General features: G+C 62.5%; 20 protein-coding genes and 1 tRNA gene. 13 read left to right on the top strand and 8 right to left on the bottom strand.

Features of this window, described 5'->3' with window-relative positions; all coding sequences use genetic code 11:
* The first annotated feature begins 52 nt into the window (after window positions 1–52).
* Window positions 53–3,790, top strand: a complete 3,738-nt coding sequence (locus M2396_RS18525; protein ID WP_259076929.1) for a bifunctional diguanylate cyclase/phosphodiesterase — start codon at window positions 53–55, stop codon at window positions 3,788–3,790.
* A gap of 21 nt (window positions 3,791–3,811) precedes the next feature.
* A tRNA-Ile gene (locus M2396_RS18520) sits at window positions 3,812–3,888 on the top strand.
* A 194-nt stretch (window positions 3,889–4,082) separates the two neighbouring features.
* On the opposite strand, the gene M2396_RS18515 is transcribed toward M2396_RS18520, so the two are convergent.
* Window positions 4,083–4,766 carry a hypothetical protein gene (locus M2396_RS18515; RefSeq protein WP_259076927.1) on the bottom strand — a complete coding sequence of 228 codons (684 nt, stop codon included), beginning with the start codon at window positions 4,764–4,766 and terminating at the stop codon, window positions 4,083–4,085.
* A gap of 204 nt (window positions 4,767–4,970) precedes the next feature.
* On the opposite strand from M2396_RS18515, the gene M2396_RS18510 reads away from it, so the two are divergent.
* The 10 genes from M2396_RS18510 (at window position 4,971) to M2396_RS18465 (ending at window position 15,647) form a co-directional block, all read left to right on the top strand.
* Window positions 4,971–5,432, top strand: a complete 462-nt coding sequence (locus M2396_RS18510) for an Lrp/AsnC family transcriptional regulator (RefSeq protein ID WP_101322405.1) — start codon at window positions 4,971–4,973, stop codon at window positions 5,430–5,432.
* A gap of 173 nt (window positions 5,433–5,605) precedes the next feature.
* Window positions 5,606–7,285: an NAD(P)/FAD-dependent oxidoreductase gene (locus tag M2396_RS18505; protein ID WP_259076924.1), complete on the top strand. Its 1,680-nt coding sequence runs from the start codon at window positions 5,606–5,608 to the stop codon at window positions 7,283–7,285.
* A gap of 12 nt (window positions 7,286–7,297) precedes the next feature.
* Window positions 7,298–8,086 carry a carbon-nitrogen hydrolase family protein gene (locus M2396_RS18500; protein WP_220632662.1) on the top strand — a complete coding sequence of 263 codons (789 nt, stop codon included), beginning with the start codon at window positions 7,298–7,300 and terminating at the stop codon, window positions 8,084–8,086.
* Window positions 8,087–8,127: 41 nt separating this feature from the next.
* A complete protein-coding gene (pqqF, locus tag M2396_RS18495) occupies window positions 8,128–10,452 on the top strand; it encodes a pyrroloquinoline quinone biosynthesis protein PqqF (protein ID WP_259076919.1) in 2,325 nt (774 codons plus the stop codon).
* Between the two features lie 165 nt (window positions 10,453–10,617).
* Complete coding sequence (gene pqqA / locus M2396_RS18490) at window positions 10,618–10,689, top strand: pyrroloquinoline quinone precursor peptide PqqA (RefSeq protein ID WP_003243383.1); 72 nt, start codon at window positions 10,618–10,620, stop codon at window positions 10,687–10,689.
* A gap of 79 nt (window positions 10,690–10,768) precedes the next feature.
* On the top strand, window positions 10,769–11,680 hold the full coding sequence (gene pqqB / locus M2396_RS18485; RefSeq protein WP_259076916.1) for a pyrroloquinoline quinone biosynthesis protein PqqB: 912 nt from the start codon (window positions 10,769–10,771) through the stop codon (window positions 11,678–11,680).
* 9 nt (window positions 11,681–11,689) lie between these two features.
* Complete coding sequence (gene pqqC, locus M2396_RS18480; RefSeq protein WP_101322410.1) at window positions 11,690–12,445, top strand: pyrroloquinoline-quinone synthase PqqC; 756 nt, start codon at window positions 11,690–11,692, stop codon at window positions 12,443–12,445.
* Window positions 12,442–12,717 carry a pyrroloquinoline quinone biosynthesis peptide chaperone PqqD gene (gene pqqD, locus M2396_RS18475; RefSeq protein WP_101322411.1) on the top strand — a complete coding sequence of 92 codons (276 nt, stop codon included), beginning with the start codon at window positions 12,442–12,444 and terminating at the stop codon, window positions 12,715–12,717. Before pqqC ends, pqqD begins: the two co-directional genes overlap by 4 nt.
* A complete protein-coding gene (gene pqqE / locus M2396_RS18470; RefSeq protein ID WP_150572901.1) occupies window positions 12,689–13,849 on the top strand; it encodes a pyrroloquinoline quinone biosynthesis protein PqqE in 1,161 nt (386 codons plus the stop codon). The genes pqqD and pqqE overlap by 29 nt, the downstream gene beginning before the upstream one ends.
* Entirely contained in the window at window positions 13,815–15,647 is a 1,833-nt protein-coding gene (locus M2396_RS18465; RefSeq protein WP_259076914.1) for a S9 family peptidase, read from the top strand. Before pqqE ends, M2396_RS18465 begins: the two co-directional genes overlap by 35 nt.
* 51 nt (window positions 15,648–15,698) lie before the next feature.
* Here the strand turns inward: M2396_RS18465 and M2396_RS18460 are convergent, their stop codons facing one another.
* Together M2396_RS18460 and M2396_RS18455 are read right to left on the bottom strand one after the other, a co-directional pair.
* Entirely contained in the window at window positions 15,699–15,857 is a 159-nt protein-coding gene (locus tag M2396_RS18460) for a YqaE/Pmp3 family membrane protein (RefSeq protein ID WP_101322414.1), read from the bottom strand.
* Window positions 15,858–16,030: 173 nt separating this feature from the next.
* Window positions 16,031–17,254: an aspartate aminotransferase family protein gene (locus tag M2396_RS18455; RefSeq protein ID WP_259076912.1), complete on the bottom strand. Its 1,224-nt coding sequence runs from the start codon at window positions 17,252–17,254 to the stop codon at window positions 16,031–16,033.
* Between the two features lie 167 nt (window positions 17,255–17,421).
* Here M2396_RS18455 and M2396_RS18450 point away from each other — a divergent pair, with 167 nt between their 5' ends.
* Window positions 17,422–18,345, top strand: a complete 924-nt coding sequence (locus M2396_RS18450) for a LysR family transcriptional regulator (RefSeq protein ID WP_150571158.1) — start codon at window positions 17,422–17,424, stop codon at window positions 18,343–18,345.
* 255 nt (window positions 18,346–18,600) lie between these two features.
* On the opposite strand, the gene M2396_RS18445 is transcribed toward M2396_RS18450, so the two are convergent.
* From M2396_RS18445 to bioD, 5 genes are all read right to left on the bottom strand, one after another.
* Entirely contained in the window at window positions 18,601–20,379 is a 1,779-nt protein-coding gene (locus M2396_RS18445; protein ID WP_259076909.1) for an acyl-CoA dehydrogenase C-terminal domain-containing protein, read from the bottom strand.
* 136 nt (window positions 20,380–20,515) lie between these two features.
* Window positions 20,516–21,799, bottom strand: coding sequence for a diguanylate cyclase (locus tag M2396_RS18440; RefSeq protein ID WP_259076907.1), 1,284 nt, complete (start codon window positions 21,797–21,799; stop codon window positions 20,516–20,518).
* Window positions 21,800–22,009: 210 nt separating this feature from the next.
* The gene (locus M2396_RS18435; RefSeq protein WP_101322419.1) at window positions 22,010–23,815 is read right to left on the bottom strand and encodes a phenylacyl-CoA dehydrogenase; all 1,806 of its coding nucleotides are present in this window, start codon (window positions 23,813–23,815) and stop codon (window positions 22,010–22,012) included.
* 266 nt (window positions 23,816–24,081) lie between these two features.
* A complete protein-coding gene (locus tag M2396_RS18430; RefSeq protein ID WP_181089436.1) occupies window positions 24,082–24,378 on the bottom strand; it encodes a pyrroloquinoline quinone biosynthesis protein PqqE in 297 nt (98 codons plus the stop codon).
* 124 nt (window positions 24,379–24,502) lie between these two features.
* Window positions 24,503–25,183 (bottom strand): dethiobiotin synthase, encoded by a 681-nt coding sequence (gene bioD / locus M2396_RS18425; protein WP_103435217.1) that lies wholly within the window; start codon window positions 25,181–25,183, stop codon window positions 24,503–24,505.
* Window position 25,184: the final 1 nt, after the last annotated feature.

Below are 25,184 nucleotides of genomic sequence, written 5' to 3'. Positions count from 1 at the left end.
CGCAGCAATGCACGGCTACACTCGAATTCAGACTATCTGCCTAGAGGCTGCTATGCCGAAAATGCCGGCCCTACTGTTGCTGATCCTGTTTTACTGGAGCGCAACGGCCGGCGCCCTGACCCTGACCGAAGACGAGCAAGCCTGGCTCAGCGCCCATCCACAGCTGCGCCTGGGCGTGGACGCATCCTGGCCCCCGTTCGAGTTTCGCGATCAGGAGGGCCTCTACCAGGGACTGGCCGCCGATTACATCAATGTGATCCAGGAACGTCTTGGCGTCACCCTCAAGCCGACCGAGCCAAAAACCTGGAGCGAGGTGCTTGAGCTTGCCCGCAACAATCAACTCGATCTGCTGCCGGGCGTGATGTCGACCCCGGAACGGCAGAACTACCTGTCCTTCACCCGCCCATACCTGGACTTCCCGATCGTTATTCTGGCCCATGAGGGCGGTCGCCAACCGCGCACCCTCAAGGATCTGTACGGGCTGAAGATCGCGGTGGTGGAAAACTACGCGCCCCATGAACTGCTGCGCACCCACCACCCCGACCTCAATCTGGTTGCCCTGCCCAATGTCAGCTCGGCCCTGCAAGCCTTGGCGACCGACGAAGTGGACGCCGTGGTCGGTGACCTTGCTTCAAGCATCTGGAGCCTGCGCGAGCTCAAGCTCGATGGCCTCTACGTCAGCGGCGAAACACCCTACCGCTACCAGTTGGCAATGGGCGTACCCCGGGACAACAAGCAACTGGTGGCCATCCTCGACAAAGTCATCGCCGATATGAGCAGCGATGAAGTCAATGACATCCAGCAGCGCTGGGTCGGCAACGTCGTCGATCAGCGCAGCTTCTGGCACGACATGCTGCTCTATGGCCTGCCGACAGTTGTGCTGCTGATGCTGGTTCTCGCTGCCGTCATCCGCATCAATCGCCGGCTCAGCTCGGAAATATCCCGGCGCATAGCGCTTGAACAGGAACTGCGCAGCAGCGAATACCATTACCGCAGCCTGGTCGAAAGCCTGTCGGCGGTCGCATGGGAAGCCGACGCCAACGATTTCACCTACAGCTACGTCTCGCCCCACGCCGAAGACCTGCTCGGTTACAGCCTGGGAGACTGGCTCAGACCCGGTTTCTGGAGCAGCATCGTGCATCCCGAGGACGCGCTCTGGGCCAAGGCTTACTGCGACAGCGAAACTGCCGCCGGCCGCGATCACAGCCTCGACTACCGCGTGATCCGCGCCGATGGCCATACGTTGTGGGTGCGCGATATCGTCAGCATGATCGAGCAGGGCCAGCGCTCGGTGATGCGCGGCCTGATGATCGATATCAGCGAGACCAAGCGTACCGAGCATGCCTTGCGTCTGTCCGAGCAGAAGTTTGCTTCGGTGTTCCAGCAATGCCCGGATATCCTCCTGATTGCTCGGCACAGCGATGGCTGCCTGCTTGAGGTCAACGAAGCATTCGAGGAGCAGATCGGCCTCGGCCCCAATCAGGTAATCGGCCGCACCGCTACCGAGCTTGGCCTGTGGGGCGTCAGCGGCAGCGGCCCGAGCGTACTGGAACGCTTGCACCTGGGTGGTATTCGCAACCTCGAGATGAGCTTCCGGCGCAGCAACGGCGAGTTGTTCACCGGCCTCACCTCGGCGGAGACCTTCGACCTCGACGGCACCCCGGCGCTGGTCGTGGCCGTACGCGACATCAGCCAGCTGAAGGAAACCCAGCAGCGCCTGCAGATCTCCGAAGAGAAATTCGCCAAGGCCTTCCACGCCTCGCCCGACGGCTTGCTGCTGTCCAGGCAGAGCGACGGCCTCCTGCTCGAGGTCAACGAAGGCTTCTGCCGCCTGACCGGCTACAACCTTGACCCGCGCCTTGACCAAACCTCGCTGGACCTGGGCATCTGGGTCGACCTCAACGAACGCAAGCTGCTGCTGAGCAAACTCAAGAAAGACGGCTTCGTGCGTGATTTCAGCTGCCACATTCGCCGCAGCGATGGTCAGATTCGCCTCTGTGAGCTGTCCGCCAGACCGCTGCCGATTGCCGGCGCCGACTGCATGCTGACTATCGCCCGCGACATCACCGAACGCCATCTCATGCAGGAAAAACTGCAACTGGCCGCCACTGTGTTTGAAAACACTGCCGAAGGTGTGTTGATCACCGACACCGATCAGCGCATCACTGCGGTCAACCGGGCATTCAGCGAGATCACCGGTTACAGCGAGATCGAAGCCCTCGGTCAGACCCCGCGCCTGCTCGCCTCTGGCCAGCATGACAGCGCCTTCTACGTTGCCATGTGGCACCAGCTGACTGCCGAAGGCCACTGGCAAGGCGAGATCTTCAACAAGCGCAAGAACAGCGACCTGTACCCGAGTTGGCTGACCATCAGCGCGGTGCGTAACAGCGAGCGCGAGATCACTCACTTCGTGGCGGTGTTTGCCGACATCTCCAGCCTCAAGCACGCCCAGGCCAAACTGGATTACCAGGCGCATCACGACCCACTGACCGGCCTGCCCAACCGCGCCCTGTTCGAAAACCGCCTGCATGCCGCGCTGCAGTGCTCGCTGGTGTCCAACCGCCAGGGCGCGGTGCTGTTCCTCGACCTCGATCGCTTCAAGCACATCAACGACAGCCTCGGCCACCCGGTTGGTGACCTGCTGCTCAAAGGCATTGCCCAGCGCCTCAAGGAACAGGTGCGCGACGTCGACACCGTGGCCCGCCTGGGCGGTGACGAATTCATCATTCTGCTGCCTGGTCTGCACAAGCCAAGTGACGCAAGTGCCATCGCCAACAAACTGCTGGCCTGCTTCAGCGCGCCGTTCCAGGCCGGCGAACACGAGTTCTTCACCAGCGCCAGTATCGGCATCAGCCTCTACCCACAAGACGGCAGCGACGTCGCCAGCCTGATCCGCAACGCCGACGCTGCGATGTACCGCTCCAAGGCCAAAGGCCGCAACCGGGTCGAAGCCTACACCCGTGACCTCACGGCCCAGGCCAGCGTGCGCGTGGCCCTGGAAAACGAACTGCGCCGCGCCATCGATCGCAACGAGCTGAGCCTGTGCTACCAGCCCAAGCTGAGCCTCAAGACACAAAACCTGGTCGGTGCCGAAGCCCTGATCCGCTGGAACCACCCAACCTTCGGCGACGTTTCCCCAGAGCATTTCATCCATCTCGCTGAAGAGAACGGCACCATCCTCCAGCTTGGCGACTGGGTACTGGAACAAGCCTGCCGGCAGATGCACCAGTGGCAAAAGCGCTATCAGCCGTTCGGCCCGCTGTCGATCAACCTCGCCGGCGCGCAGATGCGCCAGCCCCACCTGGCCAAACGCATCGAGCAACTGCTTAAGACCTACCAGCTCAAGGCCGGCGACCTGCAGCTGGAGATCACCGAAAACTTCATCATGAGCCAGGCCGAAGAAGCCCTCAGCGTGCTCCATCAGCTCAAGCAGCTCGGCGTGCAACTGGCGATCGACGACTTCGGCACCGGCTATTCATCCCTGAGCTACCTCAAGCGCCTGCCGCTGGACATCCTCAAGATCGACCAATCGTTCATCCGCGGGCTGCCCGACGACCCGCACGACGCTGCGATCACTCGCGCGATCATCGCCCTCGGCCGGAGCATGCAGCTGACCATCATTGCCGAAGGGGTAGAGAACCAGGCGCAGCAGCATTTCCTCACCGCTGAAGGCTGTGAGCAGATCCAGGGCTATATCGTCAGCTTGCCGCTGCCGCCGGAAGAATTCGCTGCAGGCTTCCTGCGTTTAGCACTATCGGATCTTTCGGATGGCACCCATTCAAAACCCTAGCTATAATCCCCGCCACCTCTGGGGCCTATAGCTCAGTTGGTTAGAGCAGAGGACTCATAATCCTTTGGTCCACGGTTCAAGTCCGTGTGGGCCCACCAAATTGAAAGCCGCGCATTGCGCGGCTTTTTTCGTTTCTGAAATATCACTTACGGCCACGCAGCCGCTTCAGCCAGCACCAAGAAAGAGCAGTCCTCATTGCTAACCGTCGGACCAGCCCGCGCCAATGGCTACTTTGAGCCGAATAGCGTTTTTAATCGGCTCATTCTTGAAAACAGCACGCGTCAGGTGAAATCTACAAATCCCGCAACAACAGCGTCTTGCCCACATTACGCAGCACCTGGCTGTATTGCCGGCGCCAGTTATCGCGCCAGAACGCCGCATCGGCGGCGGTGCCGTCGGTGGAGCGGGCGCGGACGATATCGCTGGCGGCGACTTCTTCGGGTTGTTGCTGGCTCAACATGGGGAAGGCCATGTAACCGCGATAGTGCTGCGCCAAGACCTTGTCCAGAGCAGTGCCCGCGTAACCGCCTTGCTCCAGCAGGCGCTGACAGCCGCGGTTCGACAGCAGATAAGCATGGCTGCCGCGGGCACGCACCCGGGCGATGCCACGGCGCCAAGTCAACCAGACCTTGCCCAGGTTTGCGCCCAGGTAGAACAGCTCTGGATCGGCGCTCTGCAGAAAGCGGTTGACCTGCTCGACCTGAAACGGCTCGAACGCTACCAGCGTGGCATCGTCCTCGAGAATCAACACGCGCCGACAGCCGCGCTCCAAGGCAATGCGCGCGCAGTGAACATGGGAATCGAAACAGCCCCGTTCAGGGCTGTGCTGATCGCGCTCGACCAGGACATATTCGATCTTTAGCCCGCTGTCTGCGAACTCGTGTTGCAGCAGCTGGCGGCGATCGGCGCGTTCGCGCAAGCTGATGCAAAAAACGCTATCGACCTGCAGCTGTGTAAGGTCCTTGGATCTGGTCATCCTTCCCATCTCTGGAACTGCGTAAAGACTTCAAGGGTTATCGCCAGGCATAACGTCCCGGTTGGCCTGACACCCACTGGCGTGTGAACTGCGATTGATTTCAAAAGTATAGATCAACTGCGCCAGTCTGCCCGCGACTGTGCCGCAGTGGGTTTATCTGCGTTATAAGTGTCGTCACTCAAGTTCCAGCTGCAGAGAGCCGACATGTCGCAACCGCGTCAAATCATCCTCGACGAAATCGATCGCCAGCTGATCGCCCTGCTTCAGATCAACGCCCGCGAAAGCGTCGCCAACCTCGCCCGGCAGCTGGGCATTGCCCGCACCACGGTCAATTCACGCCTGGAGCGCCTGGAAAACAGCAAAGTCATCGCCGGCTACGGCGTACGCCTGGGCCAGCGCCTGATCGGCGGTGGGCTGCAAGCTTATGTCGGGATCAAGGTCCAACCACGCGCGGGCAAGGAGGTGGTGCGGCGGATGACGGCCATGGGCCAGGTGCAACAGCTGTGTGCCGTGAGTGGCGAGTTCGACTACGTGGCGTGGCTGCACAGCGAATCGCCGGAACAGCTGGACCAGTTGCTCGACCAGATCGGCAGCCTGGACGGTGTGGAAAAAACCACCACGTCGATCATCCTCAGCAGCAAGATAGACCGCGGCCAGCCGATCTGAAAGCCACTTAATGCCTTCGTCATAACGACGTCATTAGCCTCAAAGTGACGAAAAAAAGATTAAAACGACGCCAGCATGAGTCTTAATAACGAACTGCGCACACCCTAGAATGATCCCAGGCATTTTCTATACTCACGCTTCGCCCTCCGCGCAGCTCCTGGCAAGGTCATAACATGAACAACAATCGCCACCCCGCCGACGGCAAGAAACCAATCACGATTTTTGGCCCGGACTTCCCCTTCGCTTTCGACGACTGGCTGGAGCATCCGGCCGGTCTGGGCAGTATCCCGCTCGACCGCCAGGGCGAAGAGGTGGCGATTATCGGCGCCGGCATTGCGGGGTTGGTAGCGGCCTACGAGCTGATGAAGCTTGGCCTTAAACCAGTGGTGTATGAAGCGTCGAAAATGGGCGGCCGTCTGCGCTCGCAAGCCTTCAACGGCACCGACGGGATCATCGCCGAGCTGGGCGGCATGCGCTTTCCGGTGTCGTCGACGGCGTTCTACCATTACGTCGACAAGCTGGGCCTGGAAACCAAACCGTTTCCAAACCCGTTGACGCCAGCTTCGCCAAGTACCGTCATCGACCTCGAAGGCCAGACCTACTACGCCGAAAGCGCGGCGGATTTGCCAGCGCTGTTTCAGGAAGTAGCCGACGCCTGGGCCGACGCGCTGGAAAGCGGCGCGCGCTTTGGTGATATCCAGCAGGCCATTCGCGACCGCGATGTGCCGCGCCTCAAGGAGCTGTGGAACACCCTGGTACCGCTGTGGGACGACCGCACGTTCTATGACTTTGTCGCCACTTCCAAGGCCTTCGCCAAGCTCAGCTTCCAGCACCGCGAGGTGTTTGGTCAGGTTGGCTTCGGTACCGGCGGCTGGGACTCGGACTTCCCCAACTCGATGCTGGAAATCTTCCGCGTGGTAATGACCAGCTGCGACGATCACCAGCACTTGATCGTCGGCGGTGTCGAGCAGGTGCCTCAAGGCATCTGGCGCCATGTGCCGGAGCGTTGCGCGCACTGGCCGGCAGGCACCAGCCTGAGCTCGCTGCATGGCGGCGCGCCGCGCACCGGGGTCAAACGGATTGCCCGTGCCAGCGATGGCCAACTGGCGGTCACCGATACCTGGGGCGGCTGCCGCCACTACGCCGCTGTGCTGACCACCTGCCAGAGCTGGCTGTTGACCACCCAGATCGACTGTGAAGAGTCGCTGTTCTCGCAGAAGATGTGGATGGCTCTGGACCGCACCCGCTACATGCAATCGTCGAAGACCTTCGTCATGGTCGATCGGCCGTTCTGGAAGGACAAGGACCCGGAAACCGGCCGCGATCTGATGAGCATGACCCTCACCGACCGCCTGACCCGTGGCACCTACCTGTTCGACAACGGCGACGACAAGCCGGGGGTGATCTGCCTGTCCTACGCGTGGATGAGCGACGCCCTGAAGATGCTCCCGCACCCGGTGGAAAAACGCGTGCAGCTGGCACTGGACGCCCTGCACCGGATCTACCCGAACACCGACATTGCCGGACATATCATCGGCGACCCGATCACCATCTCATGGGAGGCCGACCCGTACTTCCTCGGCGCCTTCAAAGGTGCGCTGCCGGGCCACTACCGCTACAACCAGCGGATGTACGCGCACTTCATGCAGGACCACCTGCCGAGCGCGCAACGCGGCATCTTCATCGCCGGTGACGATGTGTCGTGGACCCCGGCCTGGGTCGAAGGCGCGGTGCAGACTTCGCTGAACGCGGTGTGGGGTATCATCAACCACTTCGGCGGCAAGACCCACCCGGAAAACCCCGGCCCAGGTGACGTATTCGACGAGCTTGGGCCGATCGCCCTGCCCGACTGACCAGGAGGCGGCATGCACATCGCTCTGTTCCAAGGCCAGCCCGGCCCCCTCGACCTGGCTGGCAACCTCGAACGCCTGCAGCAGCAGGCGCACCAGGCAGCCGCCAGCGGCGCGCAGTTGCTGGTGTGCCCGGAGATGTTCCTGACCGGCTACAACATCGGCAGTGAACAGGTCGAGCAGCTGGCTGAGGAATCGGACGGGCCCTCGGCCATGGCCGTGGTCGAGATCGCCCAGGGGCTCGGGATTGCCATTGTCTATGGCTATCCCGAGCGCGGCGAAGACGGCGCCATCTACAACAGCGTGCAGTTGATCGACAGCCATGGCCGCAGCCTGGCCAACTACCGCAAGACGCACTTGTTCGGTGAGCTGGACCGGGCCATGTTCGATGCCGGCAGCAATCACTTCCCGGTGGTCGAGCTGAATGGGTGGAAGGTCGGCATGCTGATCTGCTACGACATCGAGTTTGCCGAGAACGCCCGGCGTCTGGCGCTGGATGGCGCCGAGCTGATCCTGGTGCCGACGGCGAACATGAAGCCATACGACTTCGTCTGCCAGGTGACGGTGCGTGCACGCGCCCAGGAAAACCAGTGCTACCTGGTCTACGCCAATTACTGTGGCGCGGAAGGCGATATCCATTATTGCGGGCAGAGCAGCATCATCGGCCCGGACGGCGCTGTGCTGGCGCTGGCTGGAGAAGATGAATGCCAGCTGCACGCGGAGCTGGACAGGCACCAGGTCGTGGCCGGGCGCCAGGCATTCCCGTACTTGCAGGACCTGCGGCGCGACCTGCACCAGCGCTGAGCGTGAATGCGCTAGCATGCGCACTCGCCCCGGGAGAATTCATGCCTGACGCCACTCGCCATCTGACCCTGGCCAACGGCCTGCACCTTACCTTGCGTCACGCGCCGCGCCTCAAGCGTGCGGCGGCGGCTTTGCGCGTGCATGCGGGCAGCCATGATGCAGCGACGCGCTGGCCTGGCTTGGCGCACTTTCTCGAGCACCTGTTTTTCCTCGGCACCGAGCGTTTCCCGCTGGAGGATGGCCTGATGCGCTACGTTCAGGGCGTTGGCGGCCAGGTCAACGCGGGCACCCGCGAACGCACCACTGACTTTTTCTTCGAAGTGCCGCCCGCTGCACTGGCCGGTGGTCTCGAGCGCCTGTGCCAGATGCTCGCCGAGCCGGACCTGAGCCTAGTGCGGCAAGTCAGTGAGCGCGAGGTGATCCACGCCGAGTTCATCGCCTGGTCGCGCAATCGTGAAGCGCAGGACCAGTTCACGCTGCTCCAGCGGCTAGCGGCGGATCATCCGCTGCGCGCCTTTCATGCGGGCAACCGATACAGCCTGAACCTGCACAATCCGCAGTTTCAGCGCGAGCTCAGGGGCTTTCACCAACGCTTCTATCAGGGCGGGCAAATGGTCCTGAGCCTGTGCGGGCCGCAGTCGTTGGACCAGCTGCAAGCCATGGGCGAGCGCTACGCCAGCGTTTTCGCCAGCGGCCAGCGGGTGATTCAGGCACTGCCACCGGCTTTGAAAGAGCAACTGCTGGTGCCGCCAGCGCCCAAGCACGGCCAACTCGAGCTGCTGTTCGCCCACGATGGATTGCCGGCGGGTGCACAGCAGGCCATGGAATTGCTGCTGGGGTGCATCAGCGACAGCCGCGAAGGCACTTGGCTGGACGCACTGCGCCAACGCGGCTGGGTGCGTGAATGCCAGCCAAAACTGTTGTATGCCTTCGCCGGCCAGTTGCTCTGGACGATACGTCTGCGCTTGACCGACACCGCGCAGGTCGATGAGGTACGAGCGCTGCTGCACGGCTGGTTGCAGTTCATCAGGCAAGCAGACTTCGACGCGTTGAACGCAGCCTATGCTCAGCTGCAACAGCGCCGGGCGATGTCCGCCAGCGCATTGGAGCTGGCGCAGCGAGACAGCCGTGAACACCCGCTGCAAGCACTCGATGCGCAATCGCTCCAGGCCCTGCCTGCAGTATTGGATAGCCTGCCGCTGCAGGCATACGGAAGCTGGCAACTGCCGCCCGCCAATCCTCTGCTGCTCGCGAGCCTGCCCAACACGACGGCAGCGCTACCAGCCGCCCTGAGCATCAGCGCCTGCCTGCCCAGCTCGCGTCAATACGCCGCGCTGTATCTGCGCTGGAGGATCGCAACACCTCTGCGCCAGCGCCTGCACGCAGTGCTGGTCAACGCACTGCGGCCGCTGACCGAGCGCGCCGAGCAGGCCTCGCTACAGATGGACTTCAGCAGCAGCGGCGAGTACTGGCAGTTACGCTGCGCCGGGCTCCCCGCGGCCGTGGTGCGGCTGGTTGAAGAGGCGCTGGCAGTGTTGAACCAACCTGCTGCTGACTGCTGGCAAGCACCCGTAGCGGATGAACCTGCGTTGATTCCGATCAGGGCGCTGCTCAAGCGTTGGCCCGACGAGGTAGCGATTGCGCCTACCGCTCAGCCAGATACTGCCCGAGTGCTGGATCAGGCGATCCTCGACCAAGTCTGGCGGAGCACCAGCTGCCGAGGCCTGGCGGTCGGCTTCGGCGACCCGGAACTGACAGCATTGGGCTCGGCACTCAGCCGCACGATGTGGGACGAGGCTGCCGACCAAGAGCAGTCGCTCGATGCCAGCACTGTGCCGGGCAAACGCTGGCTATATACCGACGTAACAGGCAGCGAACACGCGCTGTTACTTTTCTGTCCGCTGCCGGCGCAGCTACAAGGCGCCGGACGGCTGCTTGCACAACTGCTGCAGGGCCCGGTGTACCAGCGCCTGCGGGTCGAACTGCAATTGGGCTACGCAGTGTTCAGCGCCTTCCGCCAGACCGACGGCATCGGCGGCCTGCTGTTTGGCGTGCAATCGCCCCACGTCCGGCCGGAGCAGATCCTCGCACATCTGCTTGAGGTGTTCAGCGCAGGCGTGACTCTCGAAAACGCCGCTCGGCAAGCTTTGGCTGATAGCTTTGACGAGGCAGCGATGCCCGACGCCGAGGTCGCGCAGTGGGCTTGGCAAAGCCACCTGGCCGGTGCAGCGGCCGATCTCGGGGGGCTGCAAGCAGCTATTCTGGACACCGATCAAGCCAGTCTGGACGCCTTGCTGACAGCCCTGATCACGGCCCAGCACGGCTGGCTATGCCTGGCCAACAGCCCAGCGCCTGACTCGCACTGACCGAGATTGTTACTCGCCACGCAACAACCCTTCTCGCAAAATGAACCTTCTGGTACATAATTATCTTGTAAGATAGCGCAACCTCAGCAAATGGAACCTCCTGCCTCAGGGGGTACCAAATAAGTAGCTGACAACCCTCAAGCCCCATCCCGAAGGAGTAATCCCATGTGGACCAAACCTGCTTACACTGATCTGCGTATCGGCTTTGAAGTGACCATGTACTTCGCCAACCGCTAAGCCTGGCTTGCGGTTAGACGCCTCGGTCCCGCCGGGGCGTTGTTGTTTTTGCCTACAGCATTTTGCATAGAGGGTGGCCATGTACGTCCAGATTCTTGGTTCAGCTGCCGGTGGCGGATTTCCGCAGTGGAACTGCAGCTGCGTCAACTGCAAGGGTTTCAGGGATGGCTCGCTGCGCGCGCAGGCGCGTACCCAGTCATCGATCGCGCTGTCCGACGACGGCGAGCACTGGGTCCTGTGCAACGCTTCGCCAGATATCCGCGCGCAACTGCAGGCGTTTGCACCGATGCAGCCGGCCCGTGCACTGCGCGACAGCGGCATCGACGCGATCGTCCTGCTCGACAGTCAGATCGACCACACCACCGGCCTGCTCAGCCTGCGTGAAGGCTGCCCGCATCAAGTCTGGTGCACTGACATGGTCCATCAGGACCTGACCAGCGGTTTTCCGTTGTTCAACATGCTCAGCCACTGGAACGGCGGCCTAGCCTGGAACCGTATCGAACTCGAAGGCAGCTTCGTCATCCCGGCCTGCCCCAACCTCAAGTTCACCCCGTTCCCGCTGCGCAGCGCCGCGCCGCCGTATTCGCCGCACCGCTTCGACCCGCATCCAGGCGACAACCTCGGCCTGCTGGTCGAAGACCTGCGCACAGGCGGCAAGCTGTTCTACGCCCCAGGTCTCGGTCAGGTCGACAACTCCCTGCTAGAAATGATGCAGGGTGCCGACTGCCTGCTGGTCGATGGCACGCTGTGGCGTGATGATGAAATGCAGCAGCGTGGCGTCGGTACCCGCACCGGTCGCGAGATGGGCCATCTGGCGCAGAGCGGCCCAGGCGGCATGCTTGAAGTGCTGGACGGTTTCGCCAGCCAGCGCAAGGTCCTTATCCACATCAACAACACCAACCCGATCCTCGATGAAGACTCACCCGAGCGCGCCGAAGTCGAACGCCGCGGCGTCGAAGTCGCCTACGACGGCATGAGCATCGAGCTGTAGGAGCCGCACATGAGCGACGCAACGCCGATGTCGCCTGCCGAATTCGAGCAGGCTCTGCGCGCCAAGGGCGCCTACTACCACATCCATCACCCCTATCACGTGGCGATGTATGACGGCCGCGCCAGCCGCGAGCAGATCCAGGGCTGGGTCGCCAATCGTTTTTACTATCAGGTGAATATCCCACTGAAGGACGCCGCGATCCTCGCCAACTGCCCGGATCGAGAGATTCGCCGCGAGTGGATCCAGCGCCTGCTCGACCACGACGGTGCGCCCGGTGAAGACGGTGGTATCGAAGCCTGGCTGCGCTTGGGTCAGGCGGTTGGCCTGGACCCGGAGCAACTGCGCTCGCAAGAGCTGGTGCTGCCCGGCGTGCGCTTCGCGGTCGACGCCTACGTCAACTTCGCCCGCCGCGCCAGCTGGCAGGAAGCCGCCAGCAGCTCGTTGACCGAGCTGTTCGCGCCGCAGATTCACCAGTCGCGGCTGGACAGCTGGCCACAGCATTACCCGTGGATCGATCCGGCTGGCTACGAGTACTTCCGCACCCGTCTTGGCCAAGCCCGGCGCGACGTTGAGCACGGCCTGGCGATTACCTTGCAGCACTACACCACCCGCGCCAGCCAGGAGCGCATGCTGGAAATCCTTCAGTTCAAGCTGGATATTCTCTGGAGCATGCTCGACGCCATGAGCATGGCCTATGAGCTGGACCGCCCTCCCTACCACTCCGTCACCCGCGAGCGGGTCTGGCACAAGGGGATCACACTATGAGTCTTGACCGTCAACAGGTGCCCAGCTGGCGCCCAGGCTACCGCTACCAGTATGAGCCGGCGCAGCAAGGCCACGTCTTGCTGTACCCGGAGGGCATGATCAAACTCAACGAGAGTGCCGCGCTGATTGGCGGCCTGATCGATGGCCAGCGCTCGGTCGCGGTGATCATCGCCGAGCTTTCCCAGCAGTTCCCCGATGTGCCCGAGGTCGCTGACGACATCGAGCAATTCATGGAGGTGGCCCGTGCCGAACACTGGATCGTCCTCGCCTGAAACAGCCGGCAAAGCCGGCGTCGGCCTACCGCTGTGGCTGCTCGCCGAGCTGACCTACCGCTGCCCGCTGCAATGCCCGTACTGCTCCAATCCGCTCGATTTTGCCGAGCAAGGCCAGGAGCTGACCACGGCACAGTGGTTCAAGGTCATGGCCGAAGCGCGCGAGATGGGCGCGGCACAGTTGGGCTTTTCTGGCGGCGAGCCGCTGGTGCGCCAGGACCTTGCCGAGCTGATCGGCGAGGCCCGCCGGCTGGGCTTCTACACCAACCTGATCACCTCCGGCATCGGCCTTACCGAAAAGCGCATCGCCGAGTTCAAGACCGCCGGGCTGGATCACATCCAGATCAGCTTCCAGGCCAGTGACGAGCAGGTCAACAACCTGCTCGCCGGCTCGAAAAAAGCCTTCGCGCAAAAGCTCGAAATGGCCCGCGCCGTCAAAGCCCACGGTTACCCGATGGTGCTCAACTTCGTCACCCACCGGCACAATATCGACAAGATCGACCGTATCATCGAGCTGTGCGTGGCGCTTGAGGCCGACTTCGTCGAGCTTGCCACCTGCCAGTTCTATGGCTGGGCGCAGCACAACCGCGCCGGGCTGTTGCCAACCCGTGCGCAGCTCGAGCGGGCCGAACGCATCACCAACGAGTACCGCGAGCGGCTCAAGGCAGCTGGCAACCCATGCAAGCTGATTTTCGTCACCCCTGACTACTATGAAGAGCGACCCAAGGGCTGCATGAATGGCTGGGGCAGTATCTTTCTTACCGTCACCCCCGACGGCACCGCACTGCCCTGCCATGGCGCGCGGCAGTTGCCGGTGCAGTTCCCCAATGTGCGCGAGCACGACCTTCGGCACATCTGGTATGACTCGTTCGGCTTCAACCGCTACCGCGGCTTCGACTGGATGCCCGAACCCTGCCGCTCGTGCGACGAGAAGGAAAAGGACTTCGGCGGCTGCCGCTGCCAGGCGTTCATGCTTACCGGCGATGCCAGCAACGCCGATCCAGTGTGCGCCAAGTCGGCCGAGCATGGCATCATCCTCCAGGCACGTGAGGAAGCCGAGCACGCCCATCAGGCCATCGAAGAGCTGACATTCCGCAATGAACGAAACTCCCGAGTCATCGCCCGCGGCTGAGTTCAGCGCCGCCCAGGCCGTCGCCGCCGGCACCGACTTCGCCGACCTCAAGGTCGGCGCGGCCGGGCTGTTCTGGAACGAATTCCGCCCTGCCGACGGCGCTTGCCGCCTGTGGCACTGGCGCGAGCAGCAAGCCCATTGCCTGACGCCGGACGGTTTCAGCGCACGCAGCCGTGTCTACGAATACGGCGGCGGCAGCTTCTGCCTGGGCGAGGAGGTGCTGGTATTCGTCAACGAGTCCGATCAGCAGATCTACCTGCAAGGCCTCGATGGCTCTGCGCCACGCGCCCTGACCGCTGCCGCCGACTGCCGCTATGGCGATGTGCTGTGGCATGCCGGCGCAGTGCTCGCTGTCGAAGAGCAGCACGCTGACAGCGTTGTGCACCGCTTGGTCTGCTTCGCCGATGAGGGCCGTCAAGTGCTGGCCGAAGGCGCCGACTTCTATTCGGCACCGACCCTGAGCGAAGACGGCCAGCGCCTGGCCTGGATCGAATGGGACCGCCCGGCACAGCCCTGGACCCGCACTCGATTGATGTGTCGCCAGCGCGACAGACACGGCGAGTGGACTGCCGCGCTATGCCTGGCCGGCGATATCGACCCAGAGCAGTCCTTGCAGCAACCCCGCTTCGACGGGCAAGGCAGGCTGTATTGCCTGTCTGATCGCAACGGTTTCTGGCAGCCATGGGGGGAGATCGAGGGCGATTGGAAAGCACTATCAGCAGTCGCCGCCGACCACGCCGCCGCGCCCTGGCAACTGGGTGCCAGCAGTTGGCTGGCAATCGCACCTGATAGCTATCTGGCCAGCTGGTTCGAAAACGGTTTTGCCCAGCTTGGCCTGCACAGCGGTGATCAGGTTCAGCGCTTCGCCAGCGAGTACACCCGCTTTCGCAGTCTGGCTCTGGACGACCGCCATATCTACGCCATCGCCGCCTCGCCGATCAGCCCAGCCGCAGTCATCGCCATCGAGCGTGTCAGCGGCCAGACCAGCGTGCTTAGCGGCGGTGGCCTGCCGCTGCCCGCCGAGCGGATCAGTCGCCCGCAGCCGATCCGCTATCCCAGCGGCGACGCCCATGCCCATGGCTTCTTCTACCCGGCGGCCAACCAGCCGCAAGGCGCCGCGCCGCTGGTGCTGTTCATCCACGGCGGGCCGACCTCGGCCTGCTACCCGGTACTCGACCCGCGCATCCAGTACTGGACCCAACGCGGCTTTGCCGTGGCCGACCTCAACTACCGCGGCAGCAGCGGTTATGGCCGCGCCTATCGGCAAGCGCTGCACTTGCGCTGGGGCGAAGTCGACGTCGAAGACGCCTGCGCTGCAGTCAGTTACCTGGCGGGGCTGGGCCTGATCGACCCGCAGCAGGCGTTCATTCGCGGCGGCAGTGCTGGCGGCTACACCACCCTGTGCGCGCTGGCATTCGCCGATGTATTTCGCGCCGGCGCCAGCCTCTATGGCGTCAGCGACCCGCTGGCGCTGGCACGGGCGACGCATAAGTTCGAAGGGGATTATCTGGACTGGCTGATTGGCGATCCTCAACGAGACGCCGAGCGCTACCGCCAACGCACACCGCTGCTGCATGCCGAGCAAATCAAGGTGCCGATGATCTTCTTCCAGGGCGAGCTGGATGCCGTGGTGGTGCCCGAGCAGACTCACGCCATGCTGGCGGCGCTGAAAGCTAACGGGATTGAGGCTGAAGGGCATTTTTATGCCGGTGAGCGGCACGGTTTCCGCAAGGCCGAGAACCTTGCGCATGCACTCGAGGAAGAATGGAAGTTCTACTGCCGGGTTCTCGACCGTTGAGCCGAGTACGCCGCAATTGCAACAGAGGGCCGCAGCGCGGCCCTCGTCACGTCAGCGCTTGGCGATGATATACACCGCGTGGATGATGCCGGGGATATAACCCAGCAACGTCAACAGGATGTTCAGCCAGAACGCACCGGCAAAGCCGACCTGCAGGAACACGCCAAGCGGCGGCAGAAGGATCGCGATAATGATGCGAATGAAGTCCATGCATGTCTCTCCGTCAGTGGTTACTACACAGACTCGCGCGCTTGCGCAGAGGTTCCGCAGGCACAACATCTTGCGCTAAAGGCAAAAAAACGCCCCGGGCCGAATAAGACAGGCCCGGGGCGATGCGCAGAAACGCCAGACGGTTCGTTGAAATAAGTGAGCGCTATTGCCGATCAGGCGCGCATCTCGCGACGGTTGTGCTGTTGCCCGTGCAGCCGGGCAAAGGCTCTGGCCAGCTTCAGCAGCATCTCGTCGACAAGCCCGCGGCTGATCGTCAGCGCCGGGGCAAAGCGGACTACATCGGGCTGGGGCGCCTGCAGCAACAAGCCCTCCTGCAATGCCGCCTGCACCAACGCTGGCGCCATCTCATCGTGTAACTGCAGCGCCCACAGCAGACCCTGCCCACGCACCTCGCCATGACCATAACGGCCGGACAACCTGCTCAGGCCTTCGCGCAGGTGGCGGCCGCGGTCCTTGATCTGCTCGAAGAAGCCAGGCGCGAGCACGCTCTGCAATACCGCCAGGCCGGCCGCGCACATCAGTGCATTGCCGTGCTGGCTGCCTTGCAGCTCGCCAGGCTCGGCGCAGCAGGCGCTGCCGCGGGCCACCAGCGCGGCGACCGGCACGCCACCCCCCAGGCCTGTGCCAAGGGCGATGATGTCGGCACGCACGTCATATCGCTGTTCGGCCAACAACGCACCGCAGCGGCCGATGCCGGTCAGTGCTTCGTCGAAGATCAGCAGAATGCCCAGCTCGCGGCACAGCCGTTCGACACCCTGGAGATACTCGCGGCTGGCCGGGATAACGCCGGCCTCGCCCTGGATCGGTTCGAGCATGATCGCGACCGTGCGCGAGTCGACGGCGGCGTGTAGTGCGCTCAGGTCGTTGAACGCCACCTGGCTGAAGCCCGACGTATCCAGACCGCGCCCGTGGCAGGCCTGGCTGGCCGTAATGACATGATCGGCGCCGCTGCGATGCAGTTGGCCCCATTTACGCGCCAGGCGGATCGCCGCTGCGCACGCTTCGGCACCGCTGTTGAGCAGGTACGCCTGGTCACTGCCGGTGCTCTGGCAAAGCTTCTGCGCCAGCAGCAACTGGTTGTGGTTGGTTAGCTGCCCGCCGCAGTTAAGCAATGTCTGGGCCTGAGCACTCAGCGCTTCGCTCACCACTTGCGGGCAATGGCCGAGACTGTTGCCTGCACTGCCTTGGGTGAAGTCCAGATAAACCCGACCGTCGTTGTCCCATAACCACGAGCCCTGCCCACGCACAAAAATCGGCGCAGGCAGCGCGGCGGACGCCATCAGCCATTCGCTCGATAGCGGGGCGGTAGCTGCCGGTGCTGCTGGTACAGGTTCGACCACCGCGACAGCTGGCCGGCGCAGCTTGAACAGATTCATCAGAACTCCAGACCGATCTTTCAGCGTGGCCTATCAAAAGTGTTTTTCAGCGACTGCAACAATCGGTCGCTGCAACAGCAGGTAAATGCTTGAAAACGCCGCTAGACTAGGCACAACCGGGCACCCTGGCCATTTCGATTTCCCAGCTTTTTCGATAAGTATTGCTTATGGATTTTCGCCAACTGCGTTATTTCGTCGCGGTCTATGAAGAAGGCCACGTCGGCCGTGCTGCCGAACGCCTGTCACTGTCGCAGCCGGCCTTGTCCCAGCAGATTCGGCAACTGGAACACAGCCTCGACCTGAGCCTGTTCGAGCGCAGCAACAAGCGCCTGCTGCCGACACTGGCCGCGCACACCTTGTACAACCATGCCCAGCCCTTGCTCGACGGCTTGCAGCGCGCCCATGAGGCTATGCGCAGCTTCAAAGGCCAGGCACTGCGTACCCTCGCCATCGGTGTCCTGCAGACCGTCCGCCCCGGGCTGGTACCGCAGTTGCTGGAGCGCGTGCGCCGGGCGCAGCCGCACCTGGTGGTGCAGATCTACGAACTGTCGGGGCTGGAGATCGAGCGGCGTCTGCTCAATGGCAATCTGGATATCGGCATCAGCTATCTTCCGCCGCGCCAGGCAGGCCTGCACGGGCTGATGCTGTATGAAGATGAGCTGCAACTGGTCATCCCCAACACCCACCCGTTGAAGGACTTCAAGAAGGTCTCGATCAGGCAGGCGGCTGAATTGCCGCTGCTTATGCTGGGTGAAGAGTTTCAGATCCGCCAGATCTGGAAGGAGCAGCTGGCCAGCCAGGGCCGCAGGCCGCAGGTACAGGCCGAGATGAACAACATGGCGGGAATCCTCGACAGCCTGGCGCACACCTCGCTGGCAACCATCCTGCCAGGGCGCGCCAAGGCAGCGGCCGAGGATGATCAAGGGCTGCTGTGGAAGCCCCTCAGCGAGCCGCGCGTACCACTCAAGGTTGGTCTCGTGTTTCGCGATGCGCAGCGCCAACAGGCGTCGCTGGAGCTGTTGCGCACATTGCTCGAAGAAGAAACCGACGGGCGCCCGCTGGGCGTGTCGCCGCTGGACGTACTGGGCTGACGGTAAAAACCACGCAACAAAGAAAACCCCGCCTAAGCGGGGTTTTCCAGACTGTTTCCCTGACATCCCTATCGCCTCACCATCCTGGCGAGATTCCTTCGTGTCCCTGTTCTGTCCTTTACGCTTCCTGCGTTCCGTCCATGTGAGAAATATTAGCTGTGGATCCAATCTGAAGATAGAGGCGAAAAGTCACCACGTCGTGTAGGAAAAGGCTTACAAATCACCCCAGCTTTGTTACGGCATGTGATCGAGGCGTCAGAACTGCGCAGCGTCCAACAGATACAGCGACTCGCTACCCGCCTTGACCGACGCCACCAACGAATCCACCCGCGGCAGCAACCGCGCAAAGTAGAAGCGCGCCGTGCCCAGCTTGCCCTGATAGAAGGCCGCATCGCCCTCGCCTGCCTTGGCTGCCTGGGCCATGCGCGCCCACATATAGGCATAAGCGACATAGCCGAACGCGTGCAGGTACTCAACCGAAGCTGCACCGATCTCGTTCGGGTTGAGCTTGGCCTGCTCGATAACCCACTCGGTCAGCCCATCCAATTGATCCAGGGCAGTGGCCAATGGCTGGGTAAACTCGCCCAGCTCGCTATCGGCAGCAGCCACGAACTGGCGAATTTCGTCGGCAAACACCTGGTAGAACGCGCCACCGCTGGCGACCACCTTACGGCCCATCAGGTCCAGCGCCTGAATGCCGTTGGTGCCTTCGTAGATCTGGGTGATGCGCGCGTCGCGCACCAGTTGCTCCTGGCCCCACTCACGGATGTAACCGTGGCCGCCAAACACCTGCTGGCCATGCACGGTGCACTCAAGCCCGGTGTCGGTCATGAACGCCTTGGCCACCGGTGTCAGCAACGCCACCAGGTCCTCGCTGCGCTTGCGCGTGGTCGGGTCTTCGCTGTACTTGGCGTTGTCCAGTTGCAGGGCGACGTAAGTGGAGAACGCCCGACCGCCTTCGATCAAGGCTTTCATGGTCAGCAGCATGCGCCGCACATCCGGGTGGACGATGATCGGGTCGGCGACTTTGTCTTTTGCCTGTGCGCCGACTGGCGAGCGGCTTTGCAGGCGATCGCGGGCGTACTCGACGGCGTTCTGATAAGAGCGCTCGGCCGAGGCCAGGCCTTGAATACCGACGCCCAGGCGCTCGTAGTTCATCATGGTGAACATGGCCGCCAGGCCCTTGTTCGGCTCGCCGACCAGGTAGCCGACCGCGCCGTCGAAGTTCATCACGCAGGTCGCCGAGCCCTGAATGCCCATCTTGTGCTCGATCGAGCCGCAGTGGGCCGAGTTGCGCTCACCCAGGCTGCCGTCGTCGTTGACCAGGAACTTGGGCACCAGCAGCAGGGAAATGCCCTTGGGCCCCGCGGGTGCGTCCGGCAGCTTGGCCAGCACCAGGTGAATGATGTTTTCGGTCAGGTCGTGCTCGCCACCGGTGATGAATATCTTGGTCCCACTGACCTTGTAGCTGCCATCCGCCTGCGGCTCGGCCTTGGTACGGATGATGCCCAGGTCGGTGCCGGCATGGGCCTCGGTCAGGCACATCGAGCCCGCCCAGACGCCGCTGTACATGTTCGGCAGGTATTTGTGCTTGAGCGCTTCGCTGGCATGAGCGTTGATCGACAGGCAGGCGCCTGCGGTGAGCATCGGATACAGCCCGAACGACAGGCTCGAGGCGTTGATCATTTCCTCGACCTGAGCCGAGATCGCCTTGGGCATACCCATGCCGCCAAACTGCGGATCACCGCCAACACCGACCCAACCGCCTTCGGCGTAGGTCTGGTAGGCCTCGATGAAACCGGCTGGGGTGCGTACGCTGCCGTTGTCCCAGTGGCAGCCCTCTTCATCGCTGGCGCGGTTGAGCGGCGCGATGCTGCGGGCGGTGACCTTGCCGGCTTCTTCCAGCACCGCCAGAGCGGTGTCCTGGTCGACCGCCTCGGCCAGCTCGGGCAGCTGTGCCCACAGCGTGGCCACGTCGAAGACTTCATTGAGAACGAAGCGCATATCACGCAGGGGCGCTTTATAGTCAGCCATGGACAACCTCTCACTAGTCGGGTCGGGGCGGTCCTGGCAAGGACCGCGGCACTGGAGTGAAATCAGTGTAACCGAACAACTTTTGCGAGACATAGGGTCATCACGTGACCCTACAGTCAACCCCGGTCAACCTAAGTCATGCCATTCGCACAGCGCCGCGGCGTGATTGGTGGCCGAACATCACTACACAGTTACGCCCGGCAGCCTTGGCGCTGTACAGCGCCTCATCGGCAGATTTGAGCACCGCCTCGGGGTTGCGGTGGTCGATCAAGCGTTCGGCCACGCCGATGCTGATGGTGACCGATACGGTAGCGCTGGCCGAGCCGCTGCGCCGTTGCCGGCCGGCGCTATCGTCCTGCGGACGGCTGTTCTGGTCGCGCAGCTGGATGGCGTAGTTGGCGATCATCTCGCGTACCGCTTCCAGATGCGGCAGACAATCTTCGGCAGTCTTGCCGGCAAACACCAGGGCGAACTCTTCGCCGCCATAGCGGTAAGCCCGACCGCCCCCCGTCACTTTCGACAGCCGGCTGGCAACCAGCCGCAGCACCTGATCACCGACGTCGTGGCCGTGGGTATCGTTGAATTTCTTGAAGTGGTCAACGTCGGTCATGGCAATCACGTAGTTGCGCCCCAGGCGCTGCATACGCTCGTTCAGCGCACGCCTGCCGGGCAAGCCGGTGAGCTCGTCGCGGAAGGCCATCTGATAGGCCTCATGGGCGACCGCTGCGGCAATCATCAGCATGACCTGGCTGCACATGATGTTCAGGGTGAACGGCAGGATGAAGGTTTTCGGCAACATCCACAGCAGGCCCAGCAAGCCGATGATCTGCGCCGCATGCAGCGGTCGCGGCTGACGCAGGTACTGCACCGCCAGCAGGATGAAAACGATGACGAAGACCGGGTACGCCAGCTGGATCAGGCTCATCCACTGACCGTGCAGCGACGGCCAGCGGATCTCCGCCAGCCAGCCCAGCAGCGCATCCGGAAAGCTCTGCTGCAAGGCCACCGCCACGCTGCCGACGGCAAACAGTACGGCAAAGCGGGCGAGCATGTCCTGGGCCAGATGAGTGCGTTCCTGCCAGGCGGCGAACAGGCCGAACAACGCAGGTAGCAGCAGGCAGACCAGGTGAAAGATCACTGCAGCGTCTTCACGCACGCGGCCGTTGTCGCGATAGAAGTCGGTCTGGGTGTCGAGCAGGTAGTAAGCGATATACACCGTGACCATCACAAACAGCTCACGCTGCCTACGGTACACCGCGCAATAGGCGCCGCCGAGCAGCAGCACCATGGTTGGCAGCACATTGAACAAAGACGTGAAGAAGACGCTGAGGTCTCTCACATAGGCCGCCGCCAGCCCCGACACCAGTAACACCAGTGACGGCAGGAAATGGCTTACGCGTACAGCGGATAACTGAAACAAGGGTATCTCCAACCCGGCAGATCAATAATGGCATTGTGCCTTTACTTCATCGGCAGCGCACATGAATAGATGAATACACCAGATGTTTAACGGCAGGCGTGGAGCCAGGCTTAGCTTTTTCTGTGCATGGCGCTACGCGGCCCGGACGAGCGCTCACAAAAAAACCGCCTGCCGGTGAGGGCAGGCGGTTTTTGATGTTGCCAGCGCGGCTTAGATGGCCAGGCCGAAGTCTTCTTCTTTCATCGCCATCAGGTTACCGGCACCGGACAGCATGGTCGCTGCATGGGTGCGGGTACGCGGCAGGATACGCTGGAAGTAGAAGCGTGCGGTCTGCAGCTTGGCGGTGTAGAACGCTTCTTCGCTGGTGCCGGCGGCGAGTTTTTCAGCTGCCAGACGGGCGATATCAGCCCAGAAGTAGGCCAGGCAGGCGTAGCCCGAGTACATCAGGTAATCGACCGACGCGGCACCGACCTCTTCACGGTCTTTCATGGCGGCCATGCCGACTTTCATCGTCAGTTCGCCCCACTCCTTGTTGATCGCCGCCAACGGCTCGACGAATTCCTTGACCGCTTCGTTGCCTTCCTGGGCCTGGCAGAACTTGTGCACGATTTTGGTGAAGCCCTTGAGCGCTTCGCCCTGGGTCATCAGCACTTTACGCCCGAGCAGGTCGAGGGCCTGGATGCCGGTGGTACCCTCGTAGAGCATCGAGATGCGGCTGTCGCGCACGTTCTGCTCCATGCCCCACTCGGCGATGAAGCCATGGCCGCCGTAGATCTGCACGCCATGGTTGGCGGCTTCGAAACCGACCTCGGTCATGAACGCCTTGGCGATCGGGGTCATGAAGGCCAGCAATGCATCGGCCTTCTTGCGGGCTTCTTCGTCCTTGCTGTACTTGACGATATCGACCTGCTGCGCGGTGAAGTAGACCATCGCCCGGTTGCCTTCGGCAAAGGCCTTCATGGTCAGCAGCATGCGCCGTACATCAGGGTGGACGATGATCGGGTCAGCGGCCTTTTCAGGTGCCTTGGGGCCGGTCAGCGAGCGCATCTGCAGACGATCGCGGGCGTATTTGAGGCCACCCTGGAATGCCACTTCAGCGTGGGCCAGGCCTTGCAGCGCGGTACCCAGGCGAGCGGTGTTCATGAAGGTGAACATGCAGTTCAGGCCTTTGTTGGCCGGGCCAATCAGGTAACCGGTAGCGCCGTCGAAGTTCATCACGCAGGTGGCGTTACCGTGGATGCCCATCTTGTGCTCGAGCGAGCCGCAGCTGACACCGTTGCGCTCGCCGATGGCGCCATCGGCGCTCGGCAGGAACTTGGGCACGATGAACAGCGAAATACCTTTGGTGCCAGCAGGGGCATCCGGCAGCCGCGCCAACACGATGTGGACGATGTTGTCGGCCATGTCGTGCTCACCGGCCGAGATGAAGATCTTGGTTCCGGAAACCTTGTAAGAGCCATCCGCCTGCGGCTCGGCCTTGGTCCGCAGCATGCCCAGGTCAGTGCCGCAGTGCGGCTCGGTCAGGCACATGGTGCCGGTCCATTCACCGGTGACCAGTTTGCTCAGGTAGGTGTCCTGCTGCTCGGCGGTGCCGTGCTCGGAAATGGTGTTCATCGCGCCATGGGACAGGCCTGGGTACATGCCCCAGGACCAGTTGGCTTCACCGACCATCTCGCTGACCGCCAGGCCCAGCGACTCAGGCAGGCCCTGGCCGCCGTGAGCAACATCATGGGCCAGGCTCGGCCAGCCGCCTTCGACGAACTGTTTGTAGGCTTCCTTGAAACCAGTCGGGGTCTGCACACCCGACTCGCTCCACTTGCAGCCTTCGAGGTCGCCAACGCGGTTCAGCGGCGCCAGCACGTTCTCGCAGAACTTGGCACCTTCCTCAAGGATCGCATCGACCATGTCGGGCGTGGCTTCCTCGCAACCCGGCAAGCTCTGGTAGTGCGCTTCATAGCCGAGCAGTTCGTCGCGAACGAAGCGAATATCACGCAGAGGGGCTTTGTATTCAGGCATTGCGATGAACCTCTTGAGGAGTCCGGTGGAGTGAGCGCCGACAGCAACCGGCACTCGGTCAAACAGTTGTTTGAAACTTACGTTTAGGTGCAAACAAAGTCAAGAAGGGACTATGGTGCCATTTACGTCGCGAAACATGGCGTATCTGCCATGTGCCCGTAAATGCAACTGCGGGCCTGACTGCAGAGGACAACCGAGCAGACAACGGTGTTGTCTGGTCAGCGCCATCGCAGTCAGGCCCGCAGAGATTTCAGCGAGATGAGCAATCAGGCGTAGGTGTCGATGAAGCGGCCGAGCATTTCGTCGGAAGCCTTGGCGACTTTCACACCAAGCTCGACTTCAGTCTTGCCCAGCGCCAACTGCACCGTGCTGGTGGCCATGTCCATTTGCTGGCTGCGGTCGACGGCGCGCAAGCGCTCGGCCTGATAGTCGCTGGACTGGCTGGTGGCGGCACGTTCGACGGTGCCGTTGGCGATCTGGCTGGCGGCCTGATCAACGCGGTTCTGGCCCGCCTGAATGGCGCCAAGACCTGCGTAGTAGGCAGAGCTACCGGTGATTTCCATGTCAAAACTCCGATGACGCTGGATAACGGACAAACTTCATTAAAGCAGGCCAACGCCGAAAAGGCCCGTTTAAATCGCTAATAGCCTAGTGCCATTCGATAGACCGAGGGTATGCGCGCGGAGCTTAATCAAGCAGGTCAAGCTGCAGATGTTCGGCCACGGCATCGGCGCTGGCTTGCTTGAGTTTGGGCACCCGCCCCAGGCACGGCGCGGGCAGGCGTTCAGCGAGGCTGGCCAGATTTTCTTCCAGCCGCGAGGTGCGCGGCTCAATCACATTGGCCACCCAGCCGGCCAGCTGCAGGCCATCGCGGGCAATCGCTTCGGCACTTAACAGCGCGTGATTGATGCAGCCCAGGCGCACGCCGACCACCAGGATCACCGGTAGCTTCAGCGCGATCGCCAGATCGGACAGGTTGGCATGGTCCGACAACGGCACCCGCCAACCGCCGGCACCTTCGATCAAGGTGAAGTCGGCGCCCTCTGCCAGAATCCCCTGCATCGCCTTGAGCAAAGCAGGCACCGCCAGCGCCACGCCTGCTTCGCGCGCAGCCAGGTGCGGGGCGATTGCCGGCTCGAAGGCGAACGGATTGACCCGTTCATAAGGCAACTGGACGGTACTTTGATCAATCAGCGCTAACGCATCGGCATTGCGCAGGCCCTTGCTGGTCACCGCGCATCCCGACGCGACTGGCTTGGCCGCGAGGGTACTTAAGCCTTGCAGGCGGGCCGCATGGAGCAAGCCGGCAGCGATGGTGGTCTTGCCCACGTCTGTGTCGGTACCGGCAATGAAATACGCTTGGCTCATG

The organism is Pseudomonas sp. BIGb0278 (assembly GCF_024809895.1).
In the GTDB taxonomy this organism is placed as follows: domain Bacteria; phylum Pseudomonadota; class Gammaproteobacteria; order Pseudomonadales; family Pseudomonadaceae; genus Aquipseudomonas; species Aquipseudomonas shirazensis.
The sequence above is the reverse complement of the archived record's forward strand: the minus strand, read 5'-3'. Positions and strand labels throughout refer to the sequence as shown.